Consider the following 23,182-nt stretch of genomic DNA (forward strand, 5'->3'; position numbering starts at 1 on the left):
TCAGTCCCCGAACGCCTCGACAGAGCGCCGTCGCCCCAGCATGAAGCTATCGGCGACCAGCCGCAAGGGCGCGAGGTCGACCTCGGATTTTCCGTCCGACGTCAGCGCGACGAAGCGGCGGTACAGCGCGGGATATTCTTCATCCGTGGCATCGACCAGCAACCTGCTGCCGTCGCGCAGCTGCCGTCCGCCTTTCGACAGCGTCACAGGCCCGGCCTCGGTCTCGCACAGGATGTCCCGGCTCGGCGGCCCGGTCTGGCGAAGATCGAATTCGGCGTGGATCGGCAGGCCGTTCTCATCGGACAGCTCGATTGCTGCGGCAATCGGCGCCTCCCGGTTGGAAGGAAAGTCCAGGACCGCACTCCTGACAAAGACTGGACGCGGCAGGATCTCGGTCAGGATCGACAGCGCGTTGATGCCGGGATCGAACACGCCGAAGCCGCCGGCCTCGAAGATCCAGGCCTGGCCTGGATGCCAGACGCGGACGTCTTCCTTCCAGATGATCGTCACCTTGTTGATCGTGCGGCCGGCGAGCAATTGCCGCGCCGGTCCAACCGCGGGTGCGTAGCGCGAGTGCCATGCCGCAAACAATGTCCGGCCCGCCTCGGCCGCGGCCGCGATCAACGGCGTGAGTTCGCTTAACGTAGACCCAGGCGGCTTCTCCAGCAGCACATGCTTGCCGGCGGCGAGTGCTGCGGCAGCCTGCGCGTGACGCGCCTGCGGCGGCGTGCACAGCGCAACCGCATCGATCTCCGGCCCGTCGCGCAACAACTCCTGCAAATCGCGGAAATGCGGCAGGCCGGATGGGGTCTTGGCCGGATCGGCCACCGCGACGAGTGCCGCGCCTGATGTCTTCGCGATCGCAGGCACGTGCTGCCGGCACGCGATCTCCCCGAAACCGACGATGGCGATGCGAAGCAGATCGCTCATGGCCGTCCTCGCGTTGCTGCCCGCCCGGACGGCCGATGCCGCCAGGCAAGGTCATAGGCCAGCACCGGATACCAACGGCATGATCCGGCTTTGGTTGCAAAGGCGCAGCTCCACGACGCCTTGTTGTGGGGCGCACGGCGGGGGCATCGGTCCTGATCCATCACAACCGATGCTCCAGACTGTTGTTTTGACGGGTTTTCTTCGCGCGAACCGGTCACCGCGCCATTCGAAGCCGCGCTAGCGGGCGGCCTCGAATCCGCCGAGCACCGCCGTCAGGTTGGCACCGAGGATGTCGGAGAGATAGCCGCCCTCCTGAACCAGCACGGTCGGCAGGCCGAAACGGGCGAGCGCCTCGCCGATCCGGCGGAAGCCGTCGGTGGTGACGGCGAGGCCTGCGAGCGGGTCCTTCTCGGAGGCGTCGAGGCCGAGTGCGACCACAAGCGCGGTCGGCGCAAAGGAACGGATCGCCTTCTCCGCCGCCGCGAGCGACTTGATGTAGTCGTCGTCGCCGGTGCCCTTGGCGAGGGGAATGTTCAGATTGGTGCCAAGGCCGGGCCCGGCGCCGCGCTCATGCGCATAGCCCCAGACGAACGGGTAGAAGAACGACGGATCGGCGTGGATCGAGACGGTGAAGACGTCCGGCCGCTCGTAGAAGATGCCCTGCGTGCCGTTGCCGTGATGCACGTCGACATCGAGGATCGCGACGCGCTCGTGCTTCTGGCGCAGGTGCTCGGCCGCGATGGCACTGTTGTTGAGGAAGCAGAAGCCGCCGGCGAGATCGCGATAGGCGTGGTGACCGGGCGGACGGCACAGCCCGTAGACGGCGTCCTCGCCGTCGAGCACCATCTGCGCCGCGGTGACCGCGACGTCGCTGGAGGCGCAGGCGCCGGCCCAGGTGCCGGGGCCGATCGGCGCCGCGGTGTCGACCGTATGCCAGCCGAGCTTGCCGACGATATGGGTGGGATAGGTGCCGGCGTTGCGCACCGGATGCATGTTCGCGATCATCTCCGGTCCGGCGTTGCCGAGCGCGGACCATTCGTCCCAGGCATCGGCGAGAAAGCTCAGATATTCCGGACTGTGCACCCGCGCCCGCGGGCCCTGCCCGAATTTGGTCGGCTCGATCAGCGTGTGCTTGCCGGCCTTCAGGCCCGCCTGCAGGCGGTCGGCGCGCTCGGGCTGCTCGGTGGTGCGCTGGACCACACCGCGGACCAGGAAGAATTGCGGATCATGGCTGCGGTGCAGATCACTGTAGACGGCCTTCACGGGATACTCCTGTTCGATGAGCAGTTGGGCTGAGCCTTCGCTGGCGAATTGTACAGTATCAGCGGCGGCGATGATCTGAAACAGCGCGCGATTTCATGCTATGTCCGCAGGCAGCGCAATGATTCAAACACGCAGGAGACGAATCCCGGCCATGGCGGGAAGCAAGGTGGAGACGGAGGATACGACAACGGGGCGGCGCGGCCGGCCACGTTCCGCCGCGACCACGGCCGCGATCCTGCACAGCGCCTATAGCCTGATGGCGACCACCGGCCTTGCCGCCACCACCATCGACGCGATCGCGAGACATTCGAACGTCTCGAAGATGACGATCTACAAATGGTGGCCGTCGCGCGAAGCCTTGCTGATCGATGCCTTCCTCGACCAGGCCTCGCGGGCCGTGCCGCTGCCTGAAGCGGGCAATCCGGTGGCCCGCATCCGCCGCCACGTCGCGACCTATGTCGAGGCGTTGCAGGGCGAGTTCGGGCGGGTGCAGCTCGCGGTGATCTCGGAATGCATCTCGCAGACCGGCACGGCAGAATTGTTCTACGAGCGCTACCTCGGCCTGCGTCGCGCCAGGATGCTGGAAATCATCGCTGCCGGCCAGAAGGACGGCAGCATCGGCGCGCCGGGCGTACCCGGCGATATCTATGACGCGATCTACGGCAGCCTGTTCTACCGCTATGTCTTCGGCATCAAGCCGCTGACGCCGGCCTATGCCCGCAACCTCGTCAATCTGGTGCTGCGGCCGCACGCCGAGGCGTGAGCATCAAGCCGAGCGCTGCCGCTGACGGCGGAACCAGGCCCAGGTCTCGCGCGTCACGGCGCGATAGTTGCTGCCGCGATACACGATGTGGCCATCGACGATGGCGTTCAGCTTCGGCAACGCATGGAACGGTACCGTCGGATAGGCATGATGCTCGACATGATAGGGCATGTTCCAGGCGAACCATTTCATGATCCGGCCTGTCATCGTGGTGCGGGTGTTCTCGAACGCGCTCCGCGTCCGCTCGCAACCGGTATGCTCTGCGTAAAGATACGGGCGCAGGATGAGCTGACCGGCCAGCAGCGGCACGATCCACACCCAGAGCAGGATCGCGCTGTGCAGCGCGAGCGATGCCGCCAGCAACAGCAGATAACCTGCAAGATAGAGCCTTGCTTCCAGCACGATCGAGGCTTGCTTGTGCTGCGGAATCCACGGCACGATCACCTTCCCGGTGAGTGCATGCCGAAACATCAGCCGGATCCGGACCAGCACCTGCAACAGCCCCGAATAGGCAATCGCGAGCTGGGTGTCTGACGCCGGCTTGGGACCGACGATCAGCTCCGGGTCCTTCTCCGGATCCTGGGTGTAGCGATGATGGTCCCAGTGAAACAGGCAGTAATATTGGTAAGGCAATCCGATCATGAAGGCGGATAGATTGCCGACCACAAGATTGAGCGCGTGACTGCGGAACGCCGTCTTGTGCGCGGTCTCGTGCACCACCATGAACAGGAACGCGACGAAGTAGCCTTGGATGGCAATCAGCGGCAACGCCCACGCGAGACCATAGTGCGACGAGACCAGCCAGATCAGCGCGCCGACCACAACGATCATCCCGTAATGGCTTGCCGCGCGCACCGCGCCGGCAAGGTTCGACTTGGCCGACAGGTCGCGCAAGGTCAGCGGGTTGAGCGGCTTCAGGCGAGGTCCGGCATCACTGGTCTCTGCGGTGCTCATGGTCGTCTCACCTGTCACGTTGCAGCAGCGCCGAGATTTCAGCGTTGATGAAGGCACGGTCTTCGGCGTTGTTGACCGGATTGCCGGCCCGGTGCCCATGGATCGAGGGGATCGGATGCACCGCTGCGGAGCGGGTATTGACCAGGCGGCCGAGCTCATCCTCGTTGTCGCGCGGATCGAAGTAGCGGTCGGTACGCCCCGGCATCAGCAGCACATGGGCCTTGATCGCAGCCATTGCGCGGTCGAAGTCACCGCCGAATTCATCGCAGCGGCTGATATCGCCGGCCTGCCAGATCGCGACCTGCGCCAGCAGATTATTCGCATCGCGCCGCGCGAAGGCACCGTCCCACGATCCCGCGAGGTAGTCCTCCAACGAGCTGAAGCCGGCCTCACGCCAGACTTCGTCGCGATAGAACTCATGCGCCATCGCCCAGCCGGCATAGACGCGCCCCATCGCGCGAAGGCCCGCCGTCGGCTTGGCGACGAAGCGGCCATCCTGATAGGCGGGATCGGTGGTCAGCGCAGCTTTCACACCTTCGAGGAAGACATGATTATACGGCGAGCACCTTGCGCTGCCGCAGACCACCGCTGCGCGCTCCACCATATCAGGGTAGCGCGCGGCCCAGTGATAGGCCTGCATGCCGCCCATCGACCAGCCGTAGACCAGCGCGAGCTTGGTCACGCCGAACCGCTCGACCAGCAGCCGCCGCTGAATGGCGACGGCATCATAGAAGGTGAAGGCGGGAAACGGCGCGCCGCCGAGCACCTCGTTCGAATTCGACGGCGAGGATGACAGGCCGTTGCCGAACAGGTTCGCAATGATGATGAAGTAGCACTCGGGATCGAGCGCCCCGCCCGGCTGCACCAGCCATTCGATGTCGTAGTGCTGCGCGGCGAACGACGTCGGATAGAGGATGACGTTGTCCTTGGCCGCGTTCAGCGTGCCGTAGGTCTTGTAGGCGAGCGCAAGTTGCGGAAACACGGCGCCGCCCTGCAAGGTCACCCTGCCTGCCTCGAACACCTCATAGTCGCGTGGCGCGGTCATGCGCATTCGACCTCGAACGGGAGGCGCGACGCTGCGCCCTCAATAACTGTACTTATAGTACACTAATTAGGAACCGAAGCAAGAGCGGCGAAGGTGGCATCGCACCGGGCCGATCCATTCAAAATTGGTATCGATCAATACCCGTTTCGGCTTGGACCCATTGCCGTCATCTCTCTAGGACAGACCCCGAGGAAATATTCGAGGAGGCGCGAATGAGCGCAATTGTGTCCGCCACGGACGCGCGGCGATCCCGCGTCCGGCTGTTGATCGTGACGATGCTGTTTCTCGTCACCACCGTGAACTACGCCGATCGCGCCACGCTCTCGATCGCCGGCCCCGCCCTCTCCAAGGAACTGCATCTCGACCCCGTCGCGATGGGTTACGTGTTCTCCGCCTTCGGCTGGTCCTATGTGATCGCGCAGGTGCCGTGCGGCTGGCTGCTCGACCGCTACGGCTCCAAATGGGTCTATGCGATCAGCATCATCGTCTGGTCGATCTTCACCGCGATGCAGGGCCTGGTCGGGTTCCTCTCCGCGGGCGCCGCCGTGGTGCTGCTGTTCGGGCTGCGCTTCCTGGTCGGCTTCGCCGAGGCGCCATCGTTCCCGGCCAATGCCCGCATCGTCGCGGCCTGGTTCCCCGGCAATGAGCGCGGCACCGCATCGGCGTTCTTCAACTCCGGACAGTATTTCGCGACCGTGATCTTCGCGCCGCTGATGGGCTGGATCGCGCACGAATACGGCTGGCGCCACGTGTTCTATGTGATGGGCGGGCTCGGCATCGTGATGGGCATCGCCTGGATCAAGACGATCTACGAGCCGAAGGACCATCCTGGGATCAACGAGGCCGAGTTCGACTACATCAAGCAGGGCGGCGCGCTGGTCGACATGGACGCGGCGAAGGCCGGCAAGACGCACGACAGCGGCCCCGGCTGGGACCATATTCGCCAGCTGCTCGCCAACCGCATGATGCTCGGCGTCTATATCGGCCAATACTGCATCAACACGCTGACCTACTTCTTCCTGACCTGGTTTCCGGTCTATCTGGTGAAGGAGCGCGGGCTCTCGATCCTGCAGGCCGGCTTCGTCGCGACATTGCCGGCGCTGTGCGGCTTCATCGGCGGCGTGCTCGGCGGCGTCATCTCGGACTACCTGCTGCGCCGCACCGGCTCGCTGACCATGGCGCGCAAGATCCCGATCGTCGGCGGCATGCTGCTGTCGATGGTGATCATCGCCTGCAACTACGTCGACAGCCAGGCGCTGGTGGTCGGCTTCATGGCGCTCGCCTTCTTCGGCAAGGGCATCGGTGCGCTTGGCTGGGCGGTCGTCTCCGACACCTCGCCGAAGGAAGCCGGCGGCGTCTCCGGCGGCTTGTTCAATACCTTCGGCAATCTGTCCTCGATCACCACGCCGATCATCATCGGCTACATCCTCGCCGCCACCGGCTCGTTCAACGGCGCGCTGGTATTCGTCGGCGCCAACGCGCTGGTCGCGGCGATCGCCTATCTGTTCATCGTCGGCGAGATCAAGCGGGTGCAGCTGAAGGCGGCCTGAGCGGCTGCGGATGCCCATGGCCCCGTCATTGCGAGGAGCGACAGCGACGAAGCAATCCATGCTTCCGCATATGCCGCGCGGTGGATTGCTACGCTTCGCTCGCAATGACGGGGATAGAGTTGGGAACAAAACTCAAAAAACGGCGGCTTCGGCCGCCGTCTTTGTCTTCTTGTTTGTCTTCTTGGCCAGTGGGAGGCATCGATGCTAGAACGTACAAATCCTCGCGCGATCCATTCCAGGCTAGCATCGATGTTCGACCTGAGCCAGCTCCGCTGTTTCGTCACGGTGGCCGAGGAATTGCACTTCGGCCGCGCCGCGGCGCGGCTCAACATGACACAGCCGCCGCTCAGCCGGCAGATCCAGGTGCTCGAGCACATCATCGACGCGCCGCTGTTGGAGCGCACCAGCCGTTCAGTGCGGCTGACCCCGGCGGGACGCAGCTTCCTGCCCGAAGCGCGGCGCATCCTCAAGCTCGCTGAATCCGCTTCGCAAGTCGCCCGCCGCATCGCGCTCGGCAAGACCGGCTCGCTCAAGATCGGCTTCACGGCCGCGGCCGCCTATGGCTTCCTGCCCGATCTGATCGCGGCCGCCCGCTCCCGCCTGCCCGAGGTCGATTTTTCCCTGAAGGAGATGGTCTCCGGCGACCAGTTCGAGGCGCTCACCACCGGCCAGATCGATGCCGGCCTGCTGCGCCCGCCGATCGCGCGGCCGGAATTCGCCAGCCGGCGCGTCGTGGCCGAGCCGCTGCTCGCTGCGATCCCGAAAAAGCATCCGCTGGCTGCGGCGGAGACCGTCAGCATCAAGGATTTCGACGACCAGCCCTTCGTGATGTATTCGCCCTATGAGGCGCGCTACTTCCACGATCTCCTGGTGTCGCTGTTCACGCGCGCCGACGTGCTGCCGCGCTATGTACAGCATCTCAGCCAGATCCATTCGATCCTCGCCATGGTGCGCGCCGGGCTCGGCGTCGCGATCGTGCCGGAGGCCGCAGCCAGCCTGAAGATCGCGGACGTTAAGCTGAAGCCGCTGAAGCTGCGCACGCCGGTGCCGGTTGAGCTGTTCATGGTGTGGCGGCGCGATCACGAGAACCAGTTGCTGCCGTCCTTGATCGAGATCGCAACCGAAATCGCAGCGCCGCATCTGCGCGGCGATTGATGCCGATTGCGCATCGCTCGATACCGCGTTTGGCTTGGACGCGCATCGAAGCATTCCTTAAGAATTCCGCCACGGACGCGCGCTGCTCGCGCATCCCCTATCCCAACATCATTCCAGGAGTGGCGCCATGAGCAAGTTGACCCCTCAGGAAATGGCCGCGAGAATCGGTGGCGGCCTCCTGTCTTTCCCCGTGACCCCGTTCAAGCCGGATTATTCGTTCGACGAGGCGACCTATCGCGCCAACATGGACTGGCTGTGCGGCTATGACGTCGCCGGCCTGTTCGCCGCCGGCGGCACCGGCGAGTTCTTCTCGCTGACGCCGGCTGAAGTTCCCCACGTCGTGAAGATCGCGGTCGAAGAGACCAAGGGCCGCGTTCCCGTGCTGGCCGGCACCGGCTACGGTACCGCAATCGCGCGCGAGATCGCAATCGGAGCCGAGAAGGCCGGCGCCGACGGCCTGTTGCTGCTGCCGCCCTATCTCACGCATGCCGAGCAGGACGGCCTCGCCGCCCATGTCGAGGCGGTGTGTTCGTCGGTCAAGATCGGCGTCATCGTCTACAACCGCGACAATGCGATCCTGCAGCCCGACACCCTGGCGCGTCTCTGCGAGCGCTGCCCGAACCTCGTCGGCTACAAGGACGGCATCGGCGACATCGAGCTGATGACCCGCGTCTACACCAGGCTCGGCGACCGCCTGACCTATATCGGCGGCCTGCCGACCGCGGAGACCTTTGCACTGCCGTATCTCGACATGGGCGTGACCACCTATTCGTCGGCGGTGTTCAACTTCGTGCCGGAATTCGCCACCAAATTCTACGCCGCGGTGCGCCGGCGCGATCATCAGACCATCCATGCGGGCCTGAAGGATTTCATCCTGCCGCTGATCGCGATACGCAACCGCAAGAAGGGCTATGCGGTGTCGATCATCAAGGCCGGCATGAAGGTGATCGGCCGCGATTCCGGCCCGGTGCGGCCGCCGCTCACCGATCTCACCGAGCAGGAGATCGCCGAGTTGGCAGCACTGGTGGCAAAGCTGCCGCAGGCCGCGACCCGGCAGGCGGCGGAATAAGCCGAACGGCCAACGACCAAGGGAGGAGCAGATGATTCAAGACACGATCCGCACCGGCTTTGCCGGCGCCCCCGTCGTCACGGCGATGGAGGTGATCCCGGTCGCCGGCCGCGACGGCATGCTCCTCAATCTGAGCGGCGCACATGCGCCGTTCTTCACCCGCAACCTCGTCATCCTCACCGACAACTCCGGCCACACCGGCGTCGGCGAGGTGCCGGGCGGCGAGAAGATCCGCAAGACGCTCGAGGACGCCCGCGACCTCGTCGTCGGCCAGAGCATCGGCGCTTGCAACAACATCCTGGCGTCGATGCGCCAGACCTTCGCCGACCGCGACGCCGGCGGCCGCGGCAAGCAGACCTTTGACCTGCGCGTCACTATTCATGCAGTGACGGCGGTGGAATCCGCGCTGCTCGATCTGCTCGGCCAGCATCTCAATCTCCCGGTCGCAGCGCTGCTCGGCGAAGGCCAGCAGCGCGCGAGCGTCGAGACGCTCGGCTATCTGTTCTTCGTCGGCGACCGCAGGAAGACCAACCTTCCTTATGTCGAAGGCGAGAGCGGCAAGCCCGACTGGTTCAACCTGCGCCATCAGGTGGCGATGACGCCGGAGGCGATCGTGCGGCTCGCCGAGGCGACGCAGGCGCATTACGGGTTTGCCGATTTCAAGCTCAAGGGCGGCGTGCTCGCCGGCGAACAGGAGATTGAGGCCGTCACGGCGATCGCCAAGCGCTTTCCGAAAGCCCGCGTCACGCTCGATCCGAACGGCGCATGGTCGCTCGACGAGGCGATCCGGCTGTGCAGCAACATGCCTGGCGTGCTGGCCTATGCCGAGGATCCCTGCGGCGCCGAGGCCGGGTTCTCCGGCCGCGAGATCATGGCCGAGTTCCGCCGCGCCACCGGACTGCCGACCGCGACCAACATGATTGCGACCGACTGGCGCCAGCTCTCCCATGCGCTGCGGCTCGGGGCGGTCGACATTCCGCTCGCCGATCCGCATTTCTGGACCATGCAGGGCTCGGTGCGGGTGGCGCAGACCTGCCGCGACAACGGCCTGACCTGGGGCTCGCACTCCAACAACCATTTCGATATTTCGCTGGCGATGTTCACCCATGTCGGCGCCGCCGCGCCCGGCAAGGTGACCGCGATCGACACCCACTGGATCTGGCAGGACGGCCAGGCGTTGACCAAGGAGCCGCTGCAGATCAAGGGCGGCAAGATCGCGATCCCGGATCGGCCGGGCCTCGGCATCGAGCTCGATCGCGGTGCCATCGAGGCGGCGAACGCGCTATACAAGCAGCATGGCCTCGGCGCCCGCGACGACGCACTGGCCATGCAGTTCCTGATCCCCGGCTGGACCTTCGACGACAAGCGTCCCTGCCTCGTGCGCTAACAAGAAAGGTGGAAACATGACCGCTCACCAGAAGAACTTCATCGCCGGCGAATGGATCGACGGAACAAGCATCACGCGGGACATCAACCCCTCCAACACGGCCGACGTGGTCGGCGAATACGCCAAGGCCGACAAAGCGCAGACCGAGAAGGCGATCGCCGCGGCGAAGGCCGCCTTCCCGGCCTGGGCGCGCGCGACGCCGCAGGAGCGCTTTGACGCGCTGACCAAAATCTCCGTCGAAATCCTCGCCCGCAAGGAAGAGCTCGGCCGCCTGCTGGCGCGCGAGGAAGGCAAGACGCTGCCGGAAGGCATCGGCGAGGTGGCGCGCGCCGGGCAGATCTTTGCGTTCTTCGCCGGCGAGGCGCTGCGGCTGATGGGCGAGAAAGGCGCGTCGGTGCGCCCCGGTCTCGATGTCGAGATCACCCGCGAGCCGGTCGGCGTCATCGGCATGATCACGCCCTGGAATTTCCCGATCGCGATCCCGGCCTGGAAGATCGCGCCGGCGCTCTGCTACGGCAATGCAGTGGTGTTCAAGCCGGCCGAACTGGTGCCGGGCTCCGCGCACGCGCTGTCCGAGATCATCGCCCGCTCCGGGATTCCGGCCGGGGTGTTCAACCTCGTGGTCGGCTCCGGATCGGTAGTCGGCCAGACCCTGCTCGATCATCCCGATGTGGCCGCGATTTCCTTCACCGGCTCGGTTCAGACCGGCCGCAAGATCGCGCAGGCCTGCGTGCTCTCCAATCCGATGAAGAAGTTCCAGCTCGAGATGGGCGGCAAGAACCCGCTGGTCGTGCTCGACGACGCCGACGTCAAGGTCGCGGTCGAGGTCGCGGTCAACGGCGCCTATTTCTCAACCGGCCAGCGCTGCACGGCCTCTTCGCGCCTGATCGTCACCGCGGGGATTCACGACCGCTTCGTCGCCGCGATGACCGAGCGCATGAAGGGTCTTTCGGTGGATGACGCGCTGAAGAGCGGCGTGCATGTCGGCCCTGTCGTGGACCAGAGCCAGCTCGACCAGGACCTCCGCTATATCAAGATCGGCCAGGACGAAGGCGCCCGCCTGCACTGGGGCGGCGAGCTGTTGAACCGCGAGACGCCCGGCTTCTATCTGCAGCCGGCGCTGTTCACCGAGGCGAACAACCAGATGCGCATCGCCCGTGAGGAGATCTTCGGCCCGGTCGCCTGCGTGATCCGCGCCAAGGACTACGAGGAGGCGCTGGCGATCTCCAACGACACCGAGTTCGGCCTCGCCTCTGGCATCTGCACGTCAAGCCTGAAATACGCCTCGCACTACAAGCGCAACAGCGAGAGCGGCATGGTGATGGTCAACCTGCCGACCGCCGGCGTCGATTACCACGTGCCGTTCGGCGGCCGCAAAGGCTCGAGCTACGGCGCACGCGAACAGGGCGCCTACGCCCGCGAGTTCTACACCACGGTGAAGACGGCCTACACCTTCCCGGGTTGAGATTCATAGGGTGGATTAGCGTCAGCGTAATCCACCATCGGCACCGCACATCAAACATGGCGGGTTACGCCTTCGGCTAACCCGCCCCACAAACTTCCGGAGCCCTCATGGACCAGTCGATCGGCGCGCAGGAGCAGCCCCGCTACATCAAGCTCAACGCGCGCGACAATGTCGCGATCGTCGTGAATGATTTCGGCCTGCCTGCCGGCTCGCGCTTCGCCTGCGGCCTGACGCTGCGCGCCTTCGTGCCGCAGGGCCACAAGACGGCGCTGGAAGACATCGCCGAGGGCGCGCCGATCATCCGCTACGGCGAGGTGATCGGCCATGCGCTGTCGCCGATCCTGGCCGGCGAATGGGTCGACGAGGCGCGCATCCGCATGCCCGACGCGCCGCCGCTCGATCAGCTCGAGATCGCAACCGCGGTGCCGCCGGCGCTGCCGCCGCTCGAGGGCTTCACCTTCGAAGGCTTTCGCAATCCCGACGGCTCGGTCGGCACCAAGAACATCCTCGGCATCTCCTCCTCCGTGCAATGCGTCAAGGGCACGATGGAATATGCAGTGAAGCGCATCCGCGCCGAGCTGCTGCCGAAATATCCCAATGTCGACGACGTCGTGCCGTTGACCCACGCCTATGGCTGCGGCGTCGCCATCACCGCACCCGACGCCGTGGTGCCGATCCGTACCCTGCAGAACCTCGCGCTCAATCCGAATTTCGGCGGCGAGATCCTGGTCGTCGGGCTCGGCTGCGAGAAGCTCGCGCCGGAACGGCTGGTGCCCGAAGGCGTCAGCGATGCCATCGTGCGGATGCAGGACGAAGCCTTTGACGGCTTCGGCGCCATCGTCGACGCCATCATGACCCAGGCCGAGGCGCGCCTGAAGGTGCTCAACGCCCGCACGCGCGAGACCTGCCCGGCCGCCGATCTCGTGATCGGCCTGCAATGCGGCGGCAGCGATGCGTTCTCGGGCGTCACGGCGAACCCCGCGGTCGGCTTCGCCGCCGACCTGCTGGTGCGATCAGGCGCGACGGTGATGTTCTCGGAAGTGACCGAGGTGCGCGATGCCATCCAGCTGCTGACCCGCCGCGCCGTCAACGAGGACGTCGGCCGCGCGCTGATCCGCGAGATGGCCTGGTATGACGCCTATCTCGCCCGGGGCGGTGCCGACCGCAGCGCCAACACCACGCCGGGCAACAAGAAGGGCGGGCTCGCCAATATCGTCGAAAAATCCCTCGGCTCGATCGTCAAGTCGGGCTCCGGCCCGATCGCGGGCGTGCTGTCGCCGGGCGAGAAGGCACGGCAGAAGGGCATGCTGTTCGCCGCGACACCGGCGAGCGACTTCATCTGCGGCACGTTGCAGCTCGCCTCCGGCATGACCTTGCAGGTGTTCACCACCGGCCGCGGCACGCCCTATGGCCTTGCCGCAGCCCCCGTCATCAAGGTCGCGACCCGCAGCGAGCTGGCGCGGCGCTGGAAGGACCTGATCGATTTCGATGCCGGCTGCATCGCGACCGGCGAGAAGACGATCGAGGAGACCGGCTGGGACCTGTTCCGCCTGATCCTCGACGTCGCGAGCGGCCGGACCAAGCCGTGGTCGGACCGCTGGGGCATTCATAACGATCTCACGCTGTTCAACCCGGCGCCGGTCACCTAGGCCCACCTTGTCATTCCGGGGCTCGCGCAGCGAGAGCCCCGGAATGACGCCAGAAAAACTCCCCGGCAAACGAAGAGTCCGCCGTGACGGGGTCAGCGGCGGACTTTCATTTTCATGGTCTTGATCGGTATCAATCGTCGTCGTGATGGATCACGGTCTTGCTGCGATTGCCGAACTCGTCCTGCTTCTTGATGACCGTGGTCCGATCACTGCGCGGCTCACGCTCCTTGATCACCGTGGTGCGGTCACGATCCCGATCGCGATCGCGATATTCATGCGACTCGCCGACCGTGACGCCGGCGCCGACGGGGCCGGCACGAACACCGATTTCATCGGCGAATGCGGGCGAAGCGATCGCGGTCACCATGGCCGCGGCAAACAGATACTTCCTCATGACGTCTCTCCTCCTCGAGTGGCAATGTGGAGGAGGAACGTCGGGTGCGACAAACCGTTCCTATGTCGTCCCTGCTGCAGACGCTCTCGCGCAGATGCGGAATATCGCGGGGAACCTCGCTGAACAGGCATTCACCTGTGTGGCGAAATGCTCATGTTCCACGCGTTGAATAGCCTGATTTGATGGCCCACGTCCCATCAACAGGAGGACGTTCCATGAAACAATCGCAGCACTTCCTCGACAATGCGGAGAACTGCGCGCAGCTTGCCGAGCGCGCCGACGACGAGCCGACCTACAATCGCTTCAAGCGCATGGAGGCGGCCTGGCGCGCGCTGGCCAAGGAGCAGGATTGGCTCGACGGCGAAACCTCGTCGACGGAAACCGCAGCCGCAGCTCCGCCGGAAACCGCAGCCCGAATTTGAGCCAGCCCAGGTCTGAAAATCCCAAGTCTGAAAATCCCATGTCTGGAAAGGCCCGCGCGCGACAAATGCGATGTCGCCGCGGGCCGCTTCCTACTCGGCGTTGCGCTGGCGCTGCCAGCGCAGCAGATAAGCCTGCAGCCGCCAGATGATCGCCGACAGCACGACGCCGACCAGCATCAGCACCGCGACCGCGACCATCATGCCCGAGGCTTCCCCTCGCGCCTCGGACTCGATGATGAGGCGGCCGATGCCGCGCTCGGCGCCGATGAACTCGCCGACGATCACGCCGATCAGGGCGAACGAGATCGCGGGCGTCAGCGAAGCGAACACCCAGGCCATGGTCGACGGGATCACGACGGTGCGGGTGATCTGCCACTCGCTGGCGCCGAGCAGCCGCGCCGCGTTGGTAAAACCCTCGTCGATCGAGCGCGCGCCCTCGAAGGTGTTGAAGAACACCAAGAACACGACCACGATCCAGGAGGTGACGATCTTCGACATGTCGCCGATCCCGAACGCCAGCACGATGATCGGCGCCAGTGCGATCCGCGGAATCGAATTCACCGCGGTGATGAACGGCTGGAAGATTGCGCTGAGACGGTCGGATCGCCCGAGGATCAGCCCGGCGACGAAGCCGCTGACCACGCCGGTGACGAAGCCGAAGAAGGTGTTCTTCAGTGTGATCGCCGTCGCGGCCCAGAGATTGTTCTCGTTGCGCGCCAGGCATTTTGCGAACTCGCCGTTGAACCAGCCGTTGAAGACGCCGAGCTTGGTCGTCAGGCAGCTCTGGATCAGGAAGTTGTCGAAGATCATCGACGGCTTCGAAATGAAGTACGGATCGAGCAGGTCGGGCACCAGCCACGGCAATCTCGTGCGCAGGTCATAGCCCCATTGCCAGACCGACAGCACGATGGCGCAGATCAGGACCTGCCAACCGATCGTACTGAGCATGCTGTATCGCCTCATGCGCTGCGGCCCTTGACGAATTCCTCGCCGAGCGAGTGCCAGATGTGCTGAAACAGCTCGGCATAACGCGGGGTCTCGCGCACCTTCACCGCATCGCGCGGACGGGCGAAGTCGACCTCGAACATGTCCTTGATGCGGCCCGGCCGCGCCGAGAACAGGATGATGCGGTCGGCGAGTGTCAGCGCCTCGCCGAGATCGTGGGTGACGAACAGCACGGTCTGCTGCTCGCGCTCCCAGATCCGAAGCAGCACCTCGTGCATGTCGATCTTGGTGTGGGTGTCGAGCGCGCCGAACGGCTCGTCCATCAAGAGGATCTGCGGCTCGACGATCAGCGTCCGCATCAGCGCCGCGCGCTGCCGCATGCCCCCTGATAGCGCCGATGGATAGGCGTTCTCAAATCCCTTCAGGCCTGCCTGCGCGACGCATTGCGCGATGCGCTCTTTCCGTTCCTGAGCCGGCACGCCGGATAGCTCCAGCCCGTACCCGATATTGTCGGCGACGGTCCGCCAGGGAAACAGCGTGTCGCGCTGGAAGACGTAGCCGACATCGGGCGTCGCCTTGCCGGGGACGACGCGCTTGCCGTCGATCAGGATCTCGCCTCCGGTGGGACGGATCAGCGAGGCGATCATGTTGAGCACCGTGCTCTTGCCGGAGCCCGACGGCCCGAGCAGCGCGACGAACTCGCCGCGTCGCACGTCGAAGCTGACGTCACGAACGGCCTCGATCGTGGTCCTGGCGAGCTGGAACGACTTGCTCAGGCCCTTGACCTCGACGCGGCGGTCGGCCGAGGCGCGCGGCGACAAGGTTGCGCTCGTCTCGAGCGCGCTCAACCCGGATAGGCCTTTCGCGCCGCGTCGATGAGGTTGGAGTTGACCACGTCGGCGATCTTGAGCGGCTTGATGCCGGTCATCTCGCGGAACCAGACCTTTTCGCCGCGCGCGAAGCTCGCCGCGTCGACAATGCCCTCATAGTCCGCGACCTTCTGGATCGCGGTGATCTCGAGCAGGTTGGCGTCGCGCGAGGTGCTGCCGACATAGGGCTCGATGGCGTCGTAGACCTCGGCCGGCTTGTGCGTCTTGATCCATTGCGATGCGCGCCACAGCGCGGTGACGTAGGCCTGCATCTTCGCGGGGTCCTTGTCGATGGTGGCCTGTAGCGTGAAATGCGCGGTCACCGGCACCTTGCCGCCGATATGCTTGTTCCAGATCACCTCGTCGGTGCCGTCGAACAGCAATTCGCCCCAGCCCTGCTGCTGCGCCTCGTTCAGCAGCGACAGCGAGCTGACGAGGATATCGACCTGCTTCGACTTCAGCGAGCCCAGCATGGTGTCGACATTGCCGGTGCCGATCCAGGTCACCTTGTCGTCGAGCCCCATGGTTTCCATGTAGTAGGACGCCCAGACATGGTTGGTGCCGCCGAGCGAGGAGACCGAGACGATCGGCTTGCGGCCGTCGGGCCGCTTCCATTGCGTGAAGGCCTCCAGCGAGTTGATGCCCTGGTCCTTCAGATCCTTGCGCAGGATGAACATCACCGAGTTCGACCGCGTGTCGACCGGCAGCAGCACGCGCGCGGCGCGGCCGTGATTGGTCAGCTGCATCGGATGGGTGACGTCGCCGATGCCGATGTCGCCCTGTGACGAGGCGATGATCTCGCGGGTCTTCACGCCGCTGCCGCCCTGCACCAGCTTGCAGTCGAGCCCGGCCTCCTTGAAGTAGCCGATGCGGTCAGCGACAAATTGTGTCTGATAGACCGGCACCGCGACCGGATAGATCGCGCGCCCCGTAGCCGCCTGCGCCCATGCACGCCCGGCCGCCAGCGTCGCGCCGCCCGCGGCGATCACCGTCAGAGCCGATCGCCTCGACACATGGGGCATGGTGAGGCGCGCCATCACGCGTGCTCCTTCGCCGAGATCCTGTCGAGCGCGCTGAGCACCGCGTCGCCCATCTGGGCGGTCGACAGCTTCCTTGCACCGGCCTCGGCGATATCGGCGGTGCGCGCGCCGGAGGCGAGCGCGGTCTGCACCGCCTGCTCAAGCAGGTCGGCATCCTCCGGGCGATTCAGCGTCAGGCGCAGCAGCATCGCGACGCTGAGGATCGAGCCGAGCGGATTGGCGATGCCTTTGCCCGCGATATCGGGCGCGCTGCCATGCACCGGCTCGTAGAGCGCCTTGCGCCGGCCGAAGCGATCCACCGGACCGAGCGAGGCCGACGGCAGCATGCCGAGCGAGCCCGAGGCCATCGCTGCGCAGTCGGACAGGATGTCGCCGAAGATGTTGCCCGTCACCATGACGTCGAACTGCCGCGGCTCGCGCACGATCTGCATCGCGGCATTGTCGACATAGAGATGGGTCAGCTCGACGTCGGAGAATTCCTCCTTGTGCAGCCTGATCACCTCCTCGCGCCAGACCACGCTGGTCTCCAGCACATTGGCCTTGTCGACCGAGCAGACCTTGTTGCGCCGGGTTCGCGCCAGCTCGAACGCCGAGCGCGCCACGCGGCGGATCTGGTTCGTCGTGTATTGCTCGGTGTTGAAGCCGCGGCGCTGGCCGTCCGGCAATGTCTCGATGCCGCGCGGCTCGCCGAAATAGATGCCGCTGGTCAATTCGCGGATGATGACGAAGTCGACGCCGTCGAGCACCTCGGGCTTGAGCGGCGCCGACGCCGACAGCGCCGGGCTCGCCACGATCGGCCTCAAGTTCGCGTAGAGATCGTATTTGCTGCGCAGCCCCAGCAGGCTGCCGGCCTTGCGCGCCGCCGCCGGCACTTCGGTGGTCTCCGGTCCACCGGTCGCGCCCCACAGGATGGCGTCGGCCTCGTCCATCGCCTCCGCGGTATCCTCGGGCAGCACCTTGCCGGTCGCCAGATACGGGATCAGGCCGTATTGCGCCTCCCGCAAGGTCATCGGTACGTTACGTTTGGCCGCGAACCACTCGAGCACGCGGCGCGACTGCGCGGTGACCTCGGGACCGATGCCCTCGCCGCCGACGACGGCAACCTTGACCATGTTGGATTGCGTGCTCATGCCGGTGTCCTTGAAACGGGTGTCTTCTGAAAATGAATCCAGGGCCGCGCTGTGCGGTCCGAAGCCTGGAAGGCGTGGATCTCGTCGTCGCGCTGCAACGTCAGCGCCACCTCGTCGAGCCCCTTCAACAGCCCTTCGCGCCGCCGCGGATCGATCTCGAAGGAATGCCGCGCGCCCGACGGCGAGACGATGGTCTGTGCCTCGAGGTCGATCGAGACCTTGCCCGCGCCCTGTGTCGCCGCGATGTCGGCGGCAAGCGAATCCACCACCGCCTTGTCGACGACGACGGGCAGGATTCCATTCTGGAAGCAGTTGGCGAAGAAGATGTCGCCGAAGCCGGAGCCGATGATGGCGCGGATGCCGCGCTCCTGCAGCGACCACACCGCGCCCTCGCGCGACGAGCCGCAGCCGAAATTCGGCCCCGTGACCAGGATCTCCGCCTCCCGATACGGCTCGCGGTTGAGAATGAAATCCGGATTCTCCGAGCCGTCGGGCAGATAGCGCAGCGAGCCGAACGCCCATTTGCCGAGCGTGCCGCGGACCCCGTTGCCGACCAGGCGCTCGATCCGGATGATCACGTCGGTATCGATATTGGCGCGCATGATCGGCGCGGCGGTTGCAGTGAGCTTGTCGAACGGTTTTGGCATCGTCTAGCGTCCCATCATCCTGACATCGGCGATCGCGCCGGCAATGGCCGAGGCCGCAGCACTCGCGGGGCTCGCCAGATGCGTTCGCGCGCGTGGCCCTTGGCGGCCGACGAAGTTGCGGTTCGAGGTGGAGACCGAGCGCTGCCCGGGCGCCACCACCTCGCCATTGGCGGCAAGGCACATCGAGCAACCGGGCTCGCGCCATTCGAAGCCGGCCTCGATGAAGATCTTGTCGAGCCCTTCGGCGACCGCCTCGCGCTTGACGTTTTCCGAGCCCGGCACCACCCAGGCGCGGACCCCGGCCGCGACCTTGCGGCCGCGAGCGACCTCGGCCGCGGCGCGCAGATCGCTCAGCCGGCTGTTGGTGCAGGAGCCAATGAACACCCAGTCGACCGGCGTGCCGGCAATCGGCGCACCGCCCTGCAGGCCCATATACTCGAGCGCGGTCTCGATCGCGGCGCGCCGCGCCGGATCGTCGACCGTCTTCGGATCGGGAATGAGGCCATCGACACCCACGACGTGCTCGGGGCTGATGCCCCAGGTCACCTGCGGGATGATTGTCTCGACATCGATCACGACCTCGCGGTCGAACACCGCATCGGGATCGCTCGGCAATTCGCGCCATGCCTTGACCGCGAGATCCCACATCTCGCCCTGCGGCGCGTAAGGGCGGCCGCGCAGGAATTCGAACGTCGTCTCGTCCGGTGCTACCATGCCCATCTTGGCGCCGAGCTCGATCGAGAGGTTGCAGATCGTCAGGCGTCCCTCGATCGGCAGCGCGCGGATCGCGCTGCCGGCATATTCGACCGCGCAGCCGGTGCCGCCGGCCGCGCCGACATGCCCGATCAGCGCGAGGATCATGTCCTTGGCGGTGACGCCGAGCGGCAGCTTGCCCTCGAAGCGCGCGCGCATCGTCTTCGGGCGGCGCTGGATCAGCGCCTGTGTCGCCAACACATGCGTGAGTTCGCTCGATCCGATGCCGAAGGCGAGCGCGCCAAGGCCGCCATGGGTGCAGGTGTGGCTATCGCCGCAGACGATCGTCGCGCCCGGCAGGCTCAAGCCGAGTTCCGGCCCGATGACATGGACGATGCCCTGGCCGGGCTGGTCGACATCGAACAGCGTGATGCCGCTCGCCGCCGTCTCGGTCCGCAGCGCGGCCAGCAATTCCTGTCCGATCTTGCTGGTTCCGGCGCGGCCGGGCGCCGTCGACAACGCGTGATCCGGCGTCGCAAACGTCAGTTCGGGATTGTGAACCTTGAGGCCACGGCTCTTGAGATCGAGCAGGCCGCGCGAGCCGCCGAGATCGTGCAGCAGATGGCGGTCGATATGAAGGAGGTCAGTGTCCTCGCTCAGGCGGGCAATGACATGCTGGTCCCAGATCTTGGCCAGCATCGTACGACCGGTCTTTTCCAAGACAGTCCTCCCTTCGGCTTCTTGAGGCCAGCGGCGCGCGCCGCTGATCGCCGCTTTGCGCGGCTTGGCGTTGCGGGCATCAAATCACGCGGGCGACCGCCCGGCCAGAGCCGAGTGGCAAACATGCCATCGAGGGAGGGCTGCGCCTGGGCAGCTTGACAAAGCCGTAGCCCGGATGGAGCGAAGCGAAATCCGGGCTACAGATCGCCAACCTTGTGTCGGAATTCCTACGACGCCAGCGCTTCCTCCGGCATCACGGCCGACAGATGCTGGCTCTCGGCCACCGCGCGGTTGGTGATGCGGCCGCGATGGACGTTGAGGCCGGCGCGCAGATGCGGATCCTCGACCAGCGCGCGCAGCCCCTTCGAGGCCAGCGCCAGGCCGAACGGCAAGGTGGCGTGGTTGAGCGCGTGGCTCGAGGTGACCGGCACCGCGCCCGGCATGTTGGCGACGCAATAATGCACGATGTCGTCGACCAGATAGGTCGGCGCCTGATGCGTGGTCGCCTTCGAGGTCTCGAAACAGCCGCCCTGATCGATCGCGACGTCGACCAGCACCGCACGGCGTTTCATGCCTGCGAGCTGTGCGCGCGACACCAGCTTTGGCGCGCTGGCGCCGGGCACCAGCACCGCGCCGATCACAACGTCAGCCGCGAAAACTTCCTGCTCGATCGCTTCCAGCGTGGCGTAACGGGTGCGGACGCGCCCGAGGAAAAGGTCGTCGAGCGCGCGAAGCCGCGGCAGTGAACGGTCGAGAATTGTGACGTCGCTGCCGAGCCCGGCCGCCATCCGCGATGCATGGGTGCCGACCACGCCGCCGCCGATGATCGCGACGCGCGCCGGCGGAACGCCCGGCACGCCGCCGAGCAGCTTGCCCATGCCATCGGCGGATTTGCGCAGCGCGGCGCCCGCGGCCTCGATCGCCAGCCGGCCTGCGACTTCGCTCATCGGCGCGAGCAGCGGCAGCCCGCCATGCGCGTCGGTCACGGTCTCATAGGCGACCGCCGTGCAGCCGGAGGCGATCAGCCCCGCGGTCTGCGGCACGTCGGGCGCGAGATGCAGATAAGTGAACAGGATCTGCCCCTCGCGCAGCCGGATCCATTCGGACGGCTGCGGCTCCTTCACCTTCACGATCATCTCGGCGACCGAGAAAACCTCTTCGGCGGTGTCGGCAATCCGTGCGCCGGCCTGGGTGTAGACGTCATCGCCGGCACCGATGCCGTCGCCGGCGCCGCGCTGGACCACGACTTCGTGGCCGTGCGCCACATATTCCCGCACCGAGGCAGGCGTCAGCCCGACCCGATATTCCTCGACCTTGATTTCCTTGGGCACGCCGATGCGCATGGTCCGCTCCTTGAAGGATTCGTTTCCGTTAGCCTCAAGGCTATTCCTCGTCACACGGCGTTTCTCAGCGAATTCCGGCTTGTGCACATACAGATACGCTCATATCCTTCGTTTCCAGCTCACCGCTCGAAGGAAAACTGCGTGGACGGTCTCGATCGTATCGATCTCAGAATCCTTGCCGAGCTCGTCGCCGACGCTCGCGCCAGCCAGATCGAGCTTGCCGAGAAGGTCGGGCTGTCGCCGACCGCCTGCGCGCGGCGCATCCGCCATCTCGAGGAGATCGGTGTGATCCGCGGCTACCGGGTCGACCTCGAGCCGACCGCGCTTGGCCTCGTGACAACCGTCGTCGTCACCATCACGCTGGAGAAGCAGAGCGAGGATTATCTCGCAGCCTTCGAGGCCGCGATCGCACGCTGCCCCGATGTCGTGTCCTGCCATCTGATGTCGGGCAGCGACGATTATCATCTGCAGGTCATCGCCCGCGACATCGCCGACTTCGAGCGCATCCACAAGCAGCATCTGTCGCGGATGCCGGGCGTCGCCCGCATCCATTCCAGCTTCGCGATGCGCGAAGTGGTCCGCCGCACCATTCCCGAAACCGCGCTGCGCGGCTGATCGCCGAGTGCGGCTCCGACTCACCTCTCCCTTGGGAGAGGTCGGCGCGCAGCGCCGGGTGAGGGGTTACGCTCTCTCGTTAGAGCAGCACGCCCTCACCCGATTTGCTGCGCAAATCGCCCTCTCCCCGCCGGGGAGAGGTGAACGGAGCCCGCGGACAATCCTGCTCATTGCGCCCTCGCGCGCGGCCACATCCGCGCCAGCGTCTCGTCCTTCTTGACGACGACATGCCAGAGCGTCGCCGCGATATGCAGCGCGACCACGGCATAAACGAAGTAGGCAAGCAGGCCATGCGCCAGCTCGCCCGCCTCCGCGACCGCCTTGTTGTCGGCGAACAGGCGCGGCCAGCTGAAGGTCCAGAAATAGCGCAGCGAGTAGCCGCCGGCCGACGAGAACATGTATCCGGTCACCGGCATCACGAAGAGGATGGCGTAGAGCGCCCAGTGATTGAGCCTTGCGGCGATCCTGACCAGCGGCGAGAACGAGCCCGGCTCCGGCGGCGCCGTGGTCACGGCGCGCACCATCAGCCGCAGGATCGCCAGGAAGAACAGGGTGACGCCGAGCGACTTGTGCACCTCGAGCAGCTCGCGCCGCGGCGACGTCCCCGCCGGCTGCAGCCCGCAATAAAGCCCGATCAGCATGGCCGCGATGAACAGCACCGCCGTCGCCCAGTGAATCCTGCGCAACAGCGGATCGTAGCTGGCCGTCATGTCCGTCGTCACAAGGCGCCTGCGCTTGAAGCCAGCCCGTGCGGGTTCGGCCCGAAAAAGGAAGCCGTTCCATAGATGATCGCGCAACGCCTGCCTACGGGGGCGGGCGTCACCTTCGATCACGATCGCGAAGGCTGGAGGCCTGCGCTCCCTCCTCGTCATTCCGGGATGCGTGCGCAGCGCGCAGGCCCGGAATCCATCGGGCCACATCGTCGCGGCAAAATGGATTCCGGGCTCGCGCTCCGCGCGCCCCGGAATGACGAACGGAGGGTCCGGCGCAGCCACGCGCTCACTGTCACAAACCGCGCCCGCTGTCACAAACGCTGTCACAATCGGAGCCGCCCGGCTCCGCGCCCACACGCATTTTTTAGTCGTGATTCGCTGTCTTCTATGACAGAATTGCTACAATTCGATATCAGTTCGG

At 65.7% G+C, this 23,182-nt stretch carries 22 protein-coding genes; 9 read left to right on the forward strand and 13 right to left on the reverse strand.

Going from position 1 to position 23,182, the window contains the following annotated elements; genetic code table 11:
* On the reverse strand, positions 1-930 hold the full coding sequence (locus ACVIGB_RS22335; protein ID WP_456721021.1) for a Gfo/Idh/MocA family protein: 930 nt from the start codon (positions 928-930) through the stop codon (positions 1-3).
* Positions 931-1,167: 237 nt separating this feature from the next.
* Entirely contained in the window at positions 1,168-2,193 is a 1,026-nt protein-coding gene (locus ACVIGB_RS22340; RefSeq protein WP_456721020.1) for a histone deacetylase family protein, read from the reverse strand.
* A gap of 151 nt (positions 2,194-2,344) precedes the next feature.
* Here ACVIGB_RS22340 and ACVIGB_RS22345 point away from each other — a divergent pair, with 151 nt between their 5' ends.
* Positions 2,345-2,956 (forward strand): TetR/AcrR family transcriptional regulator, encoded by a 612-nt coding sequence (locus ACVIGB_RS22345; RefSeq protein WP_456721019.1) that lies wholly within the window; start codon positions 2,345-2,347, stop codon positions 2,954-2,956.
* 3 nt (positions 2,957-2,959) lie between these two features.
* On the opposite strand, the gene ACVIGB_RS22350 is transcribed toward ACVIGB_RS22345, so the two are convergent.
* Positions 2,960-3,910, reverse strand: coding sequence for a fatty acid desaturase (locus ACVIGB_RS22350; RefSeq protein WP_456721018.1), 951 nt, complete (start codon positions 3,908-3,910; stop codon positions 2,960-2,962).
* Between the two features lie 7 nt (positions 3,911-3,917).
* Entirely contained in the window at positions 3,918-4,955 is a 1,038-nt protein-coding gene (locus ACVIGB_RS22355; protein ID WP_456721017.1) for an alpha/beta fold hydrolase, read from the reverse strand.
* A gap of 212 nt (positions 4,956-5,167) precedes the next feature.
* Between ACVIGB_RS22355 and ACVIGB_RS22360 the strand changes: the two genes are divergently transcribed.
* The 6 genes from ACVIGB_RS22360 (at position 5,168) to garD (ending at position 13,230) form a co-directional block, all read left to right on the forward strand.
* Positions 5,168-6,505 carry an MFS transporter gene (locus tag ACVIGB_RS22360; RefSeq protein ID WP_456721016.1) on the forward strand — a complete coding sequence of 446 codons (1,338 nt, stop codon included), beginning with the start codon at positions 5,168-5,170 and terminating at the stop codon, positions 6,503-6,505.
* A 249-nt stretch (positions 6,506-6,754) separates the two neighbouring features.
* Positions 6,755-7,660: a LysR substrate-binding domain-containing protein gene (locus tag ACVIGB_RS22365; protein WP_456725099.1), complete on the forward strand. Its 906-nt coding sequence runs from the start codon at positions 6,755-6,757 to the stop codon at positions 7,658-7,660.
* Positions 7,661-7,787: 127 nt separating this feature from the next.
* A complete protein-coding gene (gene kdgD, locus ACVIGB_RS22370; protein WP_456721015.1) occupies positions 7,788-8,729 on the forward strand; it encodes a 5-dehydro-4-deoxyglucarate dehydratase in 942 nt (313 codons plus the stop codon).
* Between the two features lie 31 nt (positions 8,730-8,760).
* Positions 8,761-10,116: a glucarate dehydratase gene (gene gudD / locus ACVIGB_RS22375; RefSeq protein WP_456721014.1), complete on the forward strand. Its 1,356-nt coding sequence runs from the start codon at positions 8,761-8,763 to the stop codon at positions 10,114-10,116.
* A 16-nt stretch (positions 10,117-10,132) separates the two neighbouring features.
* Positions 10,133-11,581: an aldehyde dehydrogenase family protein gene (locus ACVIGB_RS22380; protein ID WP_456721013.1), complete on the forward strand. Its 1,449-nt coding sequence runs from the start codon at positions 10,133-10,135 to the stop codon at positions 11,579-11,581.
* 107 nt (positions 11,582-11,688) lie between these two features.
* Positions 11,689-13,230 (forward strand): galactarate dehydratase, encoded by a 1,542-nt coding sequence (gene garD, locus ACVIGB_RS22385; protein WP_456721012.1) that lies wholly within the window; start codon positions 11,689-11,691, stop codon positions 13,228-13,230.
* 130 nt (positions 13,231-13,360) lie between these two features.
* Here the strand turns inward: garD and ACVIGB_RS22390 are convergent, their stop codons facing one another.
* Complete coding sequence (locus ACVIGB_RS22390) at positions 13,361-13,624, reverse strand: hypothetical protein (protein ID WP_092124442.1); 264 nt, start codon at positions 13,622-13,624, stop codon at positions 13,361-13,363.
* 215 nt (positions 13,625-13,839) lie between these two features.
* Here ACVIGB_RS22390 and ACVIGB_RS22395 point away from each other — a divergent pair, with 215 nt between their 5' ends.
* On the forward strand, positions 13,840-14,046 hold the full coding sequence (locus tag ACVIGB_RS22395) for a hypothetical protein (RefSeq protein WP_456721011.1): 207 nt from the start codon (positions 13,840-13,842) through the stop codon (positions 14,044-14,046).
* A 90-nt stretch (positions 14,047-14,136) separates the two neighbouring features.
* On the opposite strand, the gene ACVIGB_RS22400 is transcribed toward ACVIGB_RS22395, so the two are convergent.
* The 7 genes from ACVIGB_RS22400 to ald all read right to left on the reverse strand — a co-directional run bounded on the left by ACVIGB_RS22400 (position 14,137) and on the right by ald (position 21,433).
* Entirely contained in the window at positions 14,137-15,009 is an 873-nt protein-coding gene (locus ACVIGB_RS22400) for an ABC transporter permease (RefSeq protein WP_456721010.1), read from the reverse strand.
* Complete coding sequence (locus ACVIGB_RS22405) at positions 15,006-15,839, reverse strand: ABC transporter ATP-binding protein (protein ID WP_456721009.1); 834 nt, start codon at positions 15,837-15,839, stop codon at positions 15,006-15,008. Before ACVIGB_RS22405 ends, ACVIGB_RS22400 begins: the two co-directional genes overlap by 4 nt.
* Entirely contained in the window at positions 15,836-16,897 is a 1,062-nt protein-coding gene (locus tag ACVIGB_RS22410; protein ID WP_456721008.1) for an ABC transporter substrate-binding protein, read from the reverse strand. Before ACVIGB_RS22410 ends, ACVIGB_RS22405 begins: the two co-directional genes overlap by 4 nt.
* Entirely contained in the window at positions 16,897-18,030 is a 1,134-nt protein-coding gene (gene leuB, locus ACVIGB_RS22415) for a 3-isopropylmalate dehydrogenase (RefSeq protein WP_456721007.1), read from the reverse strand. The genes ACVIGB_RS22410 and leuB overlap by 1 nt, the downstream gene beginning before the upstream one ends.
* A complete protein-coding gene (gene leuD / locus ACVIGB_RS22420) occupies positions 18,027-18,677 on the reverse strand; it encodes a 3-isopropylmalate dehydratase small subunit (RefSeq protein ID WP_456721006.1) in 651 nt (216 codons plus the stop codon). Before leuD ends, leuB begins: the two co-directional genes overlap by 4 nt.
* 3 nt (positions 18,678-18,680) lie before the next feature.
* Positions 18,681-20,069, reverse strand: coding sequence for a 3-isopropylmalate dehydratase large subunit (gene leuC / locus ACVIGB_RS22425; protein WP_456725098.1), 1,389 nt, complete (start codon positions 20,067-20,069; stop codon positions 18,681-18,683).
* 248 nt (positions 20,070-20,317) lie between these two features.
* Positions 20,318-21,433: an alanine dehydrogenase gene (gene ald / locus ACVIGB_RS22430; protein WP_456721005.1), complete on the reverse strand. Its 1,116-nt coding sequence runs from the start codon at positions 21,431-21,433 to the stop codon at positions 20,318-20,320.
* A gap of 141 nt (positions 21,434-21,574) precedes the next feature.
* Between ald and ACVIGB_RS22435 the strand changes: the two genes are divergently transcribed.
* Complete coding sequence (locus tag ACVIGB_RS22435; RefSeq protein WP_171948063.1) at positions 21,575-22,048, forward strand: Lrp/AsnC family transcriptional regulator; 474 nt, start codon at positions 21,575-21,577, stop codon at positions 22,046-22,048.
* A 167-nt stretch (positions 22,049-22,215) separates the two neighbouring features.
* Here ACVIGB_RS22435 and ACVIGB_RS22440 read toward each other — a convergent pair whose 3' ends face one another.
* Positions 22,216-22,758 carry a cytochrome b gene (locus tag ACVIGB_RS22440; RefSeq protein ID WP_456659442.1) on the reverse strand — a complete coding sequence of 181 codons (543 nt, stop codon included), beginning with the start codon at positions 22,756-22,758 and terminating at the stop codon, positions 22,216-22,218.
* Between the last annotated feature and the right edge of the window lie 424 nt (positions 22,759-23,182).

This window comes from Bradyrhizobium sp. USDA 4341, assembly GCF_054063755.1.

Bases quoted from the DNA above. Each gene is read 5' to 3' on its own strand.
- ACVIGB_RS22335 (WP_456721021.1), bottom strand. From the start codon at position 930: ATGAGCGATCTGCTTCGCATCGCCATCGTCGGTTTCGGGGAGATCGCG.
- ACVIGB_RS22345 (WP_456721019.1), top strand. From the start codon at position 2,345: ATGGCGGGAAGCAAGGTGGAGACGGAGGATACGACAACGGGGCGGCGC.
- ACVIGB_RS22350 (WP_456721018.1), bottom strand. From the start codon at position 3,910: ATGAGCACCGCAGAGACCAGTGATGCCGGACCTCGCCTGAAGCCGCTC.
- ACVIGB_RS22355 (WP_456721017.1), bottom strand. From the start codon at position 4,955: ATGACCGCGCCACGCGACTATGAGGTGTTCGAGGCAGGCAGGGTGACC.
- ACVIGB_RS22360 (WP_456721016.1), top strand. From the start codon at position 5,168: ATGAGCGCAATTGTGTCCGCCACGGACGCGCGGCGATCCCGCGTCCGG.
- ACVIGB_RS22365 (WP_456725099.1), top strand. From the start codon at position 6,755: ATGTTCGACCTGAGCCAGCTCCGCTGTTTCGTCACGGTGGCCGAGGAA.
- kdgD (WP_456721015.1), top strand. From the start codon at position 7,788: ATGAGCAAGTTGACCCCTCAGGAAATGGCCGCGAGAATCGGTGGCGGC.
- gudD (WP_456721014.1), top strand. From the start codon at position 8,761: ATGATTCAAGACACGATCCGCACCGGCTTTGCCGGCGCCCCCGTCGTC.
- ACVIGB_RS22380 (WP_456721013.1), top strand. From the start codon at position 10,133: ATGACCGCTCACCAGAAGAACTTCATCGCCGGCGAATGGATCGACGGA.
- garD (WP_456721012.1), top strand. From the start codon at position 11,689: ATGGACCAGTCGATCGGCGCGCAGGAGCAGCCCCGCTACATCAAGCTC.
- ACVIGB_RS22390 (WP_092124442.1), bottom strand. From the start codon at position 13,624: ATGAGGAAGTATCTGTTTGCCGCGGCCATGGTGACCGCGATCGCTTCG.
- ACVIGB_RS22395 (WP_456721011.1), top strand. From the start codon at position 13,840: ATGAAACAATCGCAGCACTTCCTCGACAATGCGGAGAACTGCGCGCAG.
- ACVIGB_RS22400 (WP_456721010.1), bottom strand. From the start codon at position 15,009: ATGAGGCGATACAGCATGCTCAGTACGATCGGTTGGCAGGTCCTGATC.
- ACVIGB_RS22410 (WP_456721008.1), bottom strand. From the start codon at position 16,897: ATGGCGCGCCTCACCATGCCCCATGTGTCGAGGCGATCGGCTCTGACG.
- leuB (WP_456721007.1), bottom strand. From the start codon at position 18,030: ATGAGCACGCAATCCAACATGGTCAAGGTTGCCGTCGTCGGCGGCGAG.
- leuD (WP_456721006.1), bottom strand. From the start codon at position 18,677: ATGCCAAAACCGTTCGACAAGCTCACTGCAACCGCCGCGCCGATCATG.
- leuC (WP_456725098.1), bottom strand. From the start codon at position 20,069: ATGCTGGCCAAGATCTGGGACCAGCATGTCATTGCCCGCCTGAGCGAG.
- ald (WP_456721005.1), bottom strand. From the start codon at position 21,433: ATGCGCATCGGCGTGCCCAAGGAAATCAAGGTCGAGGAATATCGGGTC.
- ACVIGB_RS22440 (WP_456659442.1), bottom strand. From the start codon at position 22,758: ATGACGGCCAGCTACGATCCGCTGTTGCGCAGGATTCACTGGGCGACG.